Consider the following 10,581-nt stretch of genomic DNA (forward strand, 5'->3'; position numbering starts at 1 on the left):
GTGTCTTTGATCGCATCTGACCATTTCCGCATCGTTGTCGGCCTCGGCAAGAGCGGCATGTCCCTGGTTCGCTTCCTGGCGAACCGGGGCATTGCCTTTGCGGTGGCCGACACGCGCGAAAATCCGCCAGAGCTTGCGACCCTGCGCCGCGATTACCCACAGGTCGAAGTGCGTTGTGGCGAGCTGGATGTCGAGTTCCTGTGCCGTGCCGACGAGCTCTACGTGAGCCCGGGCCTGGCCCTGGCGACCCCGGCCTTGCAGGCCGCTGCCGCGCGTGGTGTGAAACTGTCGGGTGACATCGAGCTGTTCGCGCGTCACGCGAAGGCGCCGATCGTCGCCATCAGCGGCTCCAACGCCAAGAGCACCGTGACCACCTTGGTCGGCGAGATGGCTGCTGCTGCCGGCAAGCGTGTGGCGGTTGGTGGCAACCTGGGCACCCCGGCGCTCGACCTGCTCAGTGATGACGTCGAGCTGTACGTGATGGAGCTGTCCAGCTTCCAGCTGGAAACCACCGACCAGCTCAACGCCGAAGTGGCCACCGTGCTGAATGTCAGCGAAGACCACATGGACCGCTACAGTGGCCTGCCGGCCTATCACCTGGCCAAGCACCGGATCTTCCGTGGCGCGCGTCAGGTAGTGGTCAACCGTCAGGATGCCCTGAGCCGTCCGCTGCTGATGGAAGGCCAGTCGTGCTGGACCTTCGGTCTCAACCAACCTGATTTCAAGGCTTTTGGCCTGCGCGAAGAAAATGGCGAGAAGTACCTGGCGTTCGAGTTCGAGAGCCTGATGCCGGTGCGTGAGCTGAAGATCCGTGGTTCGCACAACCAGTCCAACGCCTTGGCGGCGCTGGCCCTGGGCCACGCGGTCGGCCTGCCGTTCGCCGCCATGCTTGAAAGCCTGCGCCAGTTTGCCGGGCTGGCCCACCGTTGCCAGTGGGTCCGCGAGCGCAACGGCGTGAACTACTACGACGACTCCAAGGCCACCAACGTCGGTGCAGCCCTGGCTGCCATCGAAGGCCTGGGTGCCGACATCGACGGCAAGCTGGTGTTGATCGCCGGTGGCGACGGCAAGGGTGCCGACTTCGCCGCGCTGCGCGCTCCAGTGGCTGCACATTGCCGCGCGGTGGTGCTGCTCGGTCGCGATGCCGAGCGCCTGGCCGAGACCCTGTGCGACAGCGTGCCGCTGATCCGTGTGAACACCCTCGAAGAGGCCCTGCAGCAGTGCGCCGAGCTGGCGCAACCGGGCGATGCCGTGTTGCTCTCGCCAGCCTGTGCCAGCCTCGACATGTTCAAGAACTTTGAAGAGCGTGGGCGCCTGTTCGCCCTGGCAGTGGAGGGCTTGGCATGATCTTCGGCATCATCAAGCCGTACCCGTCGCCGCTGATCAGCGGCCGTGGCGTCGACCTCGACTTCGCTTTCCTCGCCGGTTGCCTGGCGCTGCTGGGCCTGGGCCTGGTGATGATCACCTCGGCCTCCTCGGAAGTGGCGGCCGTGCAATCGGGCAACCCGCTGTACCACATGTTCCGCCACCTGGTGTATGTCGGCCTGGGCGTCGGTGCGTGCATCGTCACCATGATGGTGCCGATCGCCACCTGGCAACGCATGGGCCACCTGATGCTGATCGGCGCCTTCGGCTTGCTGATCCTGGTACTGGTGCCCGGCATCGGCCGTGAAGTGAACGGTTCGATGCGCTGGATCGGCTTCAGCTTCTTCAACGTGCAGCCCTCGGAAATCGCCAAGGTCTTCGTGGTGATCTACCTCGCCGGCTACCTGGTGCGCCGCCAGACAGAAGTGCGCGAAAGCTGGATGGGCTTCTTCAAGCCGTTCATCGTGCTGCTGCCGATGGCCGGCCTGCTGCTGATGGAGCCGGACTTCGGCGCCACCGTGGTGATGATGGGCGCGGCGGCGGCCATGCTGTTCCTCGGCGGGGTGGGGTTGTTCCGCTTCAGCCTGATGGTGGTGCTGGCGGTGGTGGCGGTGTTTGTCCTGGTTCAGGCCCAGCCCTACCGAATGGCGCGCCTGATTACCTTTACCGACCCGTGGTCCGACCAGTTCGGCTCCGGCTACCAGCTGACCCAGGCGCTGATTGCCTTCGGGCGTGGTGAATGGCTGGGCGTGGGCCTGGGCAACAGCGTGCAGAAACAGTTCTACCTGCCTGAAGCACACACCGACTTCGTGTTCTCGGTGCTGGCCGAAGAGCTGGGCGTAGTCGGCTCGCTGCTGACCGTCGCGCTGTTCGTCTTCGTCACCGTTCGCGCGCTGTACATCGGCCTGTGGGCGGAGAAGGCCAAGCAGTTCTTCGCCGCCTATGTGGCGTTCGGGCTGTCCTTCCTGTGGATCGGCCAGTTCCTGATCAACATTGGTGTGAACGTCGGCCTGCTGCCGACCAAGGGCCTGACCTTGCCATTCCTCAGTTACGGGGGCAGCTCGCTGGTGATCTGCTGCGCCTGCGTGGGGTTGTTGCTGAGGATCGAGTGGGAGAGTCGAACCCACCTGGGCAGTGAAGAGCATGAATTTGATGAAAGCGACTTTGCCGAGGAGCCAAACCATGGCCGCTGACGGCAAGAATGTACTGATCATGGCCGGTGGCACCGGGGGGCACGTCTTCCCGGCCCTGGCCTGCGCCCGTGAATTCCAGGCCCGTGGCTACCACGTGCACTGGCTCGGGACCCCACGTGGTATCGAAAACGAACTGGTGCCGCAGGCTGGCCTGCAACTGCACCTGATCAACGTCACCGGTCTGCGTGGCAAGGGCAAGCTGTCGCTGCTCAAGGCACCCTTCACCTTGTTGAAGGCGGTATTGCAGGCGCGCCGGATCATTCGTCAGCTCGACCCGGTGTGCGTGGTCGGCTTCGGTGGTTATGTCACCGGCCCTGGCGGTGTGGCGGCCAAGCTGTGCGGCGTACCGGTGGTGATCCACGAACAGAACGCCAAGGCGGGTACCGCCAATCGGCTGCTGGTGCCACTGGCCGGGCGAGTCTGCGAAGCTTTCCCGGATACCTTCGAGGCCAGCGACAAGCGGCGCACCACCGGCAACCCGGTGCGTGGCGAATTGTTCCTGGAGCCTGCACGCGCACCGCTGGCCGGTCGCCGCGCACGCTTGCTGGTATTGGGTGGCAGCCTTGGCGCCGAGCCGCTGAACAAGCTGTTGCCACAAGCCCTGGCCCTGGTGCCGGAGGCTGTTCGGCCTGAGGTGTTCCACCAGGCGGGCAAAAATCACGACCAGATCACCGCCGAGCGTTATCGCGACGCCGGGATCGAGGCTCAGGTAGAGCCCTTTATCAAGGACATGGCCCACGCCTATGGCTGGGCCGACCTGGTGGTTTGCCGGGCCGGTGCGCTGACCGTCAGCGAACTGGCGGCGGCAGGCCTGCCGTCGATGCTGGTGCCCTTGCCCCACGCGATCGACGATCACCAGACCCACAACGCCCATTATCTGGCCCGTGAAGGCGCTGCCTTCCTGATGCCACAAGCGACAACTGGCGCAGCGCAACTCGCTGAACGCCTGAACGAGGTACTGATGCAACCGGAAAAACTCGACAGCATGGCCCGCACCGCGCGGCGCCTGGCCAAACCCGCTGCCACCAGCACCGTGGTCGATATCTGCCTGGAGGTGGCCCATGGTTGAAAATCAGAAAGCCATGCCACAACCGGAAATGCGCCGTATCCGCCGTATCCACTTCGTCGGTATCGGCGGCGTGGGCATGTGCGGCATCGCCGAAGTACTGTTGAACCTGGGTTACCAGGTCTCGGGTTCCGACCTGAAAACTTCGGCCGTGACCGAGCGCCTGGAATCCTTCGGTGCCGAAATCTTCATCGGCCACCGTGCCGAGAACGCCGCCAGCGCCGATGTGCTGGTGGTGTCCAGCGCCATCAATACCGCCAACCCGGAAGTCGCGACTGCGCTTGAGCGCCGCATTCCCGTGGTACCGCGCGCCGAGATGCTCGCCGAGCTGATGCGCTACCGCCACGGCATTGCCGTTGCTGGCACCCACGGCAAGACCACCACCACCAGCCTGCTGGCATCGGTATTTGCCGCCGGTGGCCTGGACCCGACCTTCGTCATCGGTGGCCGTTTGAATGCCGCGGGCACCAATGCCCAGCTCGGCACCAGCCGTTACCTGATCGCCGAGGCTGATGAAAGCGACGCCAGCTTCCTGCACCTGCAGCCGCTGGTGGCCGTGGTCACCAATATCGACGCCGACCACATGGCGACCTACGAAGGCGACTTCAACAAACTGAAGAAGACCTTCGTCGAGTTCCTGCACAACCTGCCGTTCTACGGGCTGGCGGTGATGTGCCTGGACGACCCGGTGGTGCGCGAGATCCTGCCACTGGTGAAACGCCCTGCGGTCACCTACGGCTTCCATGAAGATGCCGACGTGCGCGCAATCAATGTGCGCCAGACCGGCATGCAGACCCACTTCACCGTCCTGCGTCGCGACCGTGAGCCGCTGGACGTGTCGGTGAACATGCCGGGCAACCACAACGTGCTGAACTCGCTGGCAACCATCGCCATCGCCACCGACGAGGGCATCAGCGATGAAGCTATCGTCCAGGGCCTGTCGGGCTTCCAGGGTGTCGGCCGACGCTTCCAGGTGTACGGCGAACTGCCGGTTGAAGGCGGCGAAGTGATGCTGGTCGACGACTACGGTCATCACCCGACCGAAGTGGCTGCCGTGATCAAGGCCGTGCGCGGTGGTTGGCCGGATCGCCGCCTGGTCATGGTCTACCAGCCGCACCGCTACAGCCGTACCCGCGACCTGTACGACGACTTCGTCCAGGTCCTGGCCGATGCCAACGTGTTGCTGCTGATGGAAGTCTACCCGGCCGGTGAAGAGCCGATCCCGGGGGCCGACAGCCGCCAGCTGTGCCACAGCATCCGCCAGCGCGGTCAGCTGGACCCTATCTATATCGAACGTGGCGTGGAACTCGCGCCGCTGGTCAAGCCGCTGCTGCGCGCTGGCGACATCCTGCTGTGCCAGGGTGCCGGTGACATCGGTGGCCTGGCCCCGCAACTGTTGAAGAGCCCGTTGTTCGCAGGTGCCGTAGCCCGTCAGGAGAAGTCGAAATGACTGAGAGCGCCTACAACAACCTGCACTCGACCATCGCCGTGAAAGACTTCGGCCGCGTCGCCGTGCTGTACGGCGGCAAGAGCGCCGAGCGCGAAGTGTCGCTCAAGTCCGGCGCTGCCGTGATCGAGGCGCTGACCAGCGCCGGTGTCGACGTGGTGGCCATTGATGTCGGTGACGACCTGCTGAGCCGCCTGCAAAGCGAGAAGATTGATCGCGCCTTCATCATCCTCCACGGCCGTGGCGGTGAAGACGGCAGCATGCAAGGCCTGCTGGAGTGCCTGAACATTCCGTACACCGGCAGCGGCATCCTCGCGTCGGCCCTGGCCATGGACAAGCTGCGCACCAAGCAGGTTTGGCAGAGCCTGGGTATTCCGACCCCGCGTCACGCGGTGCTGGCCAGCGCCGATGACTGTATTTCTGCGGGTGCGGAACTGGGCTTCCCTTTGATCGTCAAACCGGCCCATGAAGGCTCCAGTATCGGTATGGCGAAAGTGAGCAGCGTTGAAGAGTTGATCGTTGCCTGGAAAGACGCCGCCATCTACGACTCGCAAGTGTTGGTTGAACAATGGATCAAGGGTCCGGAGTTCACCGTGGCCGTACTGCGTGGTCAGGTCCTGCCGCCGATCTCCCTGGGCACCCCGCACACGTTCTACGACTACGACGCCAAGTACATCGCCAACGATACCCAGTACCGCATCCCGTGCGGCCTGGACGCAGCGAAAGAACAGGAACTGATCGACCTGACTGCCCGTGCCTGCGACGCCATCGGCATTGCCGGCTGGGGTCGTCTGGACGTGATGCAGGACGAGCAGGGCAATTTCTGGCCACTTGAAGTCAATACGGCCCCAGGCATGACCGATCACAGCCTGGTCCCAATGGCGGCACGCGCGGCGGGCCTGGACTTCCAGCAGTTGGTGCTGGCGATCCTGGCGGCCAGCGTCGAGGCGCGAGGTTAAGCCCATGCAAGGCGCGATGGTACGTCATCAGCAACCCGCCACCGGCCGCAAGCCGGTGCCGCGCGGTGCCAGCCGGATGGTGGCCAAGGAGCCACTGTCGGCGCGCCTGCCCAAGGCCAATTTCAGTGTCTTCAAACGCCTGCTGTGGCCGGTGTTGCTGGTGGTCGCCGGGTTCGGCGCCTACGAAGGTGCGCAGCGGCTGATGCCGTATGCCGACCGGCCGATCACCAAGATCGCGGTGCAGGGCGACCTCAGCTACATCAGCCAGCAGGCGGTACAGCAACGGATTGCGCCTTATGTGGCGGCGAGTTTCTTCACCGTGGACCTGGCCAGCATGCGTGGCGAACTCGAGCAGATGCCGTGGATCGCACATGCCGAAGTACGTCGCGTATGGCCGGACGAAGTGGTGATCCGCCTGGAAGAACAGTTGCCGGTCGCGCGGTGGGGTGATGAGGCCTTGCTCAACAACCAGGGCCAGGCCTTTGCCCCCCGCGAACTGGCCAACTACGAGCACCTGCCGCAGCTCTTCGGGCCGCAGCGGGCGCAGCAACAAGTGATGCAGCAATATCAGGTACTGAGCCAGATGTTGCGCCCAATGGGCTTCTCGATTGCCCGTCTGGAACTGCGCGAGCGTGGCAGCTGGTTCCTGACCACCGGTGCCGGCAGTGCTGGCCCGGGGATCGAACTGCTGCTGGGGCGTGATCATCTGGTGGAAAAAATGCGCCGCTTCATTGCCATTTACGACAAGACGCTCAAAGAACAGATCACGAACATCGCCCGCATCGATCTGCGTTACGCCAACGGCCTGGCTGTTGGTTGGCGGGAACCGATTGCACCGACGACGGCCAAACCCGCCGTTGCGAAGAATTAGAGAGAGGCAGGACCATGGCAAATGCGCATAGCGGCAAAATGATCGTCGGGCTGGATATCGGCACCTCCAAGGTGGTTGCACTGGTGGGCGAAGTCGCCGCCGACGGCACCCTGGAAATCGTTGGTATCGGCACGCACCCTTCGCGTGGGCTGAAAAAAGGCGTGGTGGTCAACATCGAGTCCACCGTGCAGTCGATCCAGCGCGCGGTGGAAGAGGCCCAGCTGATGGCTGGCTGCCGCATCCACTCGGCGTTCGTCGGCGTTGCCGGCAACCATATCCGCAGCCTGAACTCCCACGGCATCGTCGCCATCCGCGACCGTGAAGTCAGCGCCGCCGACCTTGAGCGCGTCCTCGACGCCGCCCAGGCCGTGGCCATCCCGGCGGACCAGCGGGTCCTGCACACGCTGCCGCAGGACTACGTGATCGACAACCAGGAAGGCGTTCGCGAGCCACTGGGCATGTCCGGCGTACGTCTGGAAGCCAAGGTCCACGTGGTGACCTGCGCCGTGAATGCGGCGCAGAACATCGAGAAGTGCGTGCGCCGTTGCGGCCTGGAAATCGACGACATCATCCTCGAGCAACTGGCTTCGGCCTACTCGGTGCTGACTGACGACGAAAAAGAGCTGGGCGTGTGCCTGGTCGACATCGGTGGCGGCACTACCGATATCGCGATCTTCACCGAAGGCGCCATCCGCCACACCGCGGTGATCCCGATTGCCGGTGACCAGGTCACCAACGACATCGCCATGGCCCTGCGTACGCCGACCCAGTACGCCGAAGAAATCAAGATCCGCTACGCCTGCGCCCTGGCCAAGCTGGCCGGTGCCGGTGAAACCATCAAGGTGCCGAGCGTGGGCGATCGTCCGCCACGCGAGCTGTCACGCCAGGCCCTGGCCGAAGTGGTCGAGCCGCGCTACGACGAGCTGTTCACCCTGATCCAGGCCGAGCTGCGCCGCAGCGGTTACGAGGACCTGGTGCCTGCGGGCATCGTCCTGACCGGCGGTACTTCGAAGATGGAAGGCGCGGTGGAACTGGCCGAAGAAATTTTCCACATGCCGGTACGCCTTGGCGTGCCGTTTACCGTTCGCGGCTTGAGCGACGTGGTCCGCAACCCGATTTATTCCACCGGTGTGGGCTTGCTCACCTACGGCCTGCAGAAGCAGTCCGAAGGCTTGACCCTGACCGGTATCAGCAGCAGCAACAACTATGGCGATGAACCGAAAGCCCCAGCGTTCGAGCGTTTCACACGCTGGGTCAAGGGCAACTTTTAAAGTTTCAAAGCAGTAGTAGTAGGCGCAAAAAACTAGAGAACTGAAAGGAGAGGGAAAATGTTCGAGCTCGTAGACAACGTCCCGCAAAGCCCGGTCATTAAAGTGATCGGCGTCGGTGGCGGCGGTGGCAACGCCGTCAATCACATGGTCAAGAGCAACATCGAAGGCGTTGAGTTCATCTGCGCCAACACCGATGCTCAAGCGCTGAAAAATATCGGCGCGCGGACCATTCTGCAACTGGGCACTGGCGTGACCAAGGGCCTGGGTGCTGGCGCGAATCCGGAGGTCGGTCGTCAGGCCGCACTGGAAGACCGTGAGCGCATCGCTGAAGTGCTGCAGGGCACCAACATGGTGTTCATCACCACCGGCATGGGTGGCGGTACCGGTACTGGTGCTGCACCGATCATCGCTGAAGTGGCGAAAGAGATGGGTATCCTCACCGTTGCGGTGGTGACCCGTCCGTTCCCGTTCGAAGGTCGCAAGCGCATGCAGATCGCCGACGAAGGCATCCGTGCACTGGCGGAAAGCGTTGACTCGCTGATCACCATCCCGAACGAGAAACTGCTGACCATCCTCGGCAAGGACGCCAGCCTGCTGTCGGCCTTCGCCAAGGCGGACGATGTACTGGCCGGTGCCGTTCGCGGTATCTCCGACATCATCAAGCGTCCGGGCATGATCAACGTCGACTTTGCCGACGTGCGTACCGTGATGAGCGAGATGGGCATGGCGATGATGGGCACTGGCTGCGCCAGCGGTCCGAACCGTGCACGCGAGGCCACTGAAGCGGCCATTCGCAACCCGCTGCTCGAGGACGTCAACCTGCAGGGCGCCCGTGGCATCCTGGTGAACATCACCGCCGGTCCTGACCTGTCGCTGGGTGAGTACTCCGACGTTGGTAGCATCATCGAGGCGTTCGCGTCTGATCACGCCATGGTCAAGGTCGGTACCGTTATCGATCCGGACATGCGCGATGAGTTGCACGTGACCGTGGTTGCTACCGGTCTGGGTGCGAAAATCGAGAAGCCGGTCAAGGTCATCGACAACACCCTGCAATCGGCCGCCATGCAGCAGAGCCCAGCACCGGCTCCTGTGCGCAACGAGCAGTCTTCGGTGAACTACCGTGACCTGGAGCGCCCGACCGTGATGCGCAACCAGGCCCATGCCGGTGCAGCCGCCGCTGCTAAACTCAACCCGCAAGACGATCTGGACTACCTGGACATCCCGGCTTTCCTGCGTCGTCAGGCTGATTAATGGAATTTATCAGGGGTATAAAGGTGATTGGTGTTCAGCAAAGGCCGGGTCTGCTATTATCCCCAGCCTTTGTTGATACCAGTTCGCAATTTGCGCTGAAGCGGCCAATGCCATGATTAAACAACGCACCCTGAAAAATGTTATCCGTGCCACAGGTGTCGGCCTGCACTCCGGGGAAAAGGTTTACCTGACCCTCAAACCGGCTCCTGTGGATACCGGCATCGTGTTTTGCCGCGCCGACCTCGATCCTGTCGTGCAGATCCCTGCGCGTGCAGCGAATGTCGGTGAGACTACAATGTCGACCACACTGGTCAACGGCGATACCAAGGTAGATACGGTAGAGCACTTGCTCTCGGCCATGGCTGGCCTGGGCATCGATAACGCCTACGTCGAGCTCTCCGCGTCCGAAGTGCCGATTATGGACGGTAGCGCAGGGCCCTTTGTATTCCTGATTCAATCTGCCGGCCTGGAAGAACAGGACGCAGCCAAGAAGTTCATCCGTATCCTGCGTGAAGTGACAGTGGAAGATGGCGACAAGCGCGCTACTTTCCTGCCTTTCGAAGGGTTCAAGGTGAGTTTCGAGATCGATTTCGACCACCCGGTGTTCCGCAACCGTACCCAAAGTGCCAGCGTGGACTTTTCCAGCACCTCGTTTGTGAAGGAAGTCAGCCGCGCCCGTACCTTCGGGTTCATGAGCGACATCGAGTACCTGCGCAAGCATAACCTCGCCCTCGGCGGCAGCGTTGAAAACGCTATCGTGGTGGACAAGGATGGCGTGCTCAACGAAGACGGTCTTCGTTACGAAGACGAATTTGTGAAGCACAAGATCCTCGATGCTATCGGCGATCTCTATCTGCTGGGCAACAGCTTGATCGGCGAGTTCAAGGGCTACAAGTCCGGACACGCGCTGAACAACCAGCTGCTGCGCAAGCTGATTGAGGAAAAAGATGCCTGGGAAGTGGTGACATTCGAAGATGCCAGTACGGCACCGATCTCTTACATGCGTCCGGTTGCGGCAGTGTAAGTACGAACTCTCTCTTCTTTAGTTTTTTTGGGCCACCTTCGGGTGGCCTTTTTTATGGGTTGGGTTTTTGGTTGTGGGTGATTATCCATTTGATTTTATTGGTTTTTCCGGCCCCTTCCGCCCTTACGTCGGGT

9 protein-coding genes are annotated in these 10,581 nt (G+C 62.5%); all 9 read left to right on the forward strand.

Translation table 11 applies throughout. The features are described from left to right. Positions 1–1,347, forward strand: coding sequence for a UDP-N-acetylmuramoyl-L-alanine--D-glutamate ligase (murD, locus tag M5G11_RS04950; protein ID WP_273909456.1), 1,347 nt, complete (start codon positions 1–3; stop codon positions 1,345–1,347). Beyond that, on the forward strand, positions 1,344–2,558 hold the full coding sequence (gene ftsW, locus M5G11_RS04955; protein ID WP_420793787.1) for a putative lipid II flippase FtsW: 1,215 nt from the start codon (positions 1,344–1,346) through the stop codon (positions 2,556–2,558). Before murD ends, ftsW begins: the two co-directional genes overlap by 4 nt. Beyond that, entirely contained in the window at positions 2,548–3,627 is a 1,080-nt protein-coding gene (gene murG / locus M5G11_RS04960; RefSeq protein WP_273909457.1) for an undecaprenyldiphospho-muramoylpentapeptide beta-N-acetylglucosaminyltransferase, read from the forward strand. Before ftsW ends, murG begins: the two co-directional genes overlap by 11 nt. After that, the gene (gene murC / locus M5G11_RS04965) at positions 3,620–5,074 is read left to right on the forward strand and encodes a UDP-N-acetylmuramate--L-alanine ligase (RefSeq protein WP_273909458.1); all 1,455 of its coding nucleotides are present in this window, start codon (positions 3,620–3,622) and stop codon (positions 5,072–5,074) included. Before murG ends, murC begins: the two co-directional genes overlap by 8 nt. Beyond that, positions 5,071–6,030, forward strand: a complete 960-nt coding sequence (locus M5G11_RS04970) for a D-alanine--D-alanine ligase (protein ID WP_273909459.1) — start codon at positions 5,071–5,073, stop codon at positions 6,028–6,030. Before murC ends, M5G11_RS04970 begins: the two co-directional genes overlap by 4 nt. Positions 6,031–6,034: 4 nt before the next feature. After that, positions 6,035–6,901, forward strand: coding sequence for a cell division protein FtsQ/DivIB (locus M5G11_RS04975; protein ID WP_273909460.1), 867 nt, complete (start codon positions 6,035–6,037; stop codon positions 6,899–6,901). 14 nt (positions 6,902–6,915) lie between these two features. Further along, on the forward strand, positions 6,916–8,172 hold the full coding sequence (gene ftsA, locus M5G11_RS04980; protein WP_273909461.1) for a cell division protein FtsA: 1,257 nt from the start codon (positions 6,916–6,918) through the stop codon (positions 8,170–8,172). 57 nt (positions 8,173–8,229) lie between these two features. Continuing rightward, positions 8,230–9,423, forward strand: a complete 1,194-nt coding sequence (ftsZ, locus tag M5G11_RS04985; RefSeq protein ID WP_273909462.1) for a cell division protein FtsZ — start codon at positions 8,230–8,232, stop codon at positions 9,421–9,423. Between the two features lie 112 nt (positions 9,424–9,535). Further along, entirely contained in the window at positions 9,536–10,447 is a 912-nt protein-coding gene (lpxC, locus tag M5G11_RS04990) for a UDP-3-O-acyl-N-acetylglucosamine deacetylase (RefSeq protein ID WP_273909463.1), read from the forward strand. Positions 10,448–10,581 lie beyond the last annotated feature (134 nt).

The sequence above is a fragment of the Pseudomonas fontis genome (assembly GCF_028656955.1).
GTDB lineage: Bacteria > Pseudomonadota > Gammaproteobacteria > Pseudomonadales > Pseudomonadaceae > Aquipseudomonas > Aquipseudomonas fontis.

What these genes read in the sequence shown, in the direction of transcription:
- murG (WP_273909457.1), top strand. Translation starts at nt 2,548, where the DNA reads ATGGCCGCTGACGGCAAGAATGTACTGATCATGGCCGGTGGCACCGGG.
- M5G11_RS04970 (WP_273909459.1), top strand. Translation starts at nt 5,071, where the DNA reads ATGACTGAGAGCGCCTACAACAACCTGCACTCGACCATCGCCGTGAAA.
- M5G11_RS04975 (WP_273909460.1), top strand. Translation starts at nt 6,035, where the DNA reads ATGCAAGGCGCGATGGTACGTCATCAGCAACCCGCCACCGGCCGCAAG.
- murC (WP_273909458.1), top strand. Translation starts at nt 3,620, where the DNA reads ATGGTTGAAAATCAGAAAGCCATGCCACAACCGGAAATGCGCCGTATC.
- ftsW (WP_420793787.1), top strand. Translation starts at nt 1,344, where the DNA reads ATGATCTTCGGCATCATCAAGCCGTACCCGTCGCCGCTGATCAGCGGC.
- ftsZ (WP_273909462.1), top strand. Translation starts at nt 8,230, where the DNA reads ATGTTCGAGCTCGTAGACAACGTCCCGCAAAGCCCGGTCATTAAAGTG.
- lpxC (WP_273909463.1), top strand. Translation starts at nt 9,536, where the DNA reads ATGATTAAACAACGCACCCTGAAAAATGTTATCCGTGCCACAGGTGTC.
- ftsA (WP_273909461.1), top strand. Translation starts at nt 6,916, where the DNA reads ATGGCAAATGCGCATAGCGGCAAAATGATCGTCGGGCTGGATATCGGC.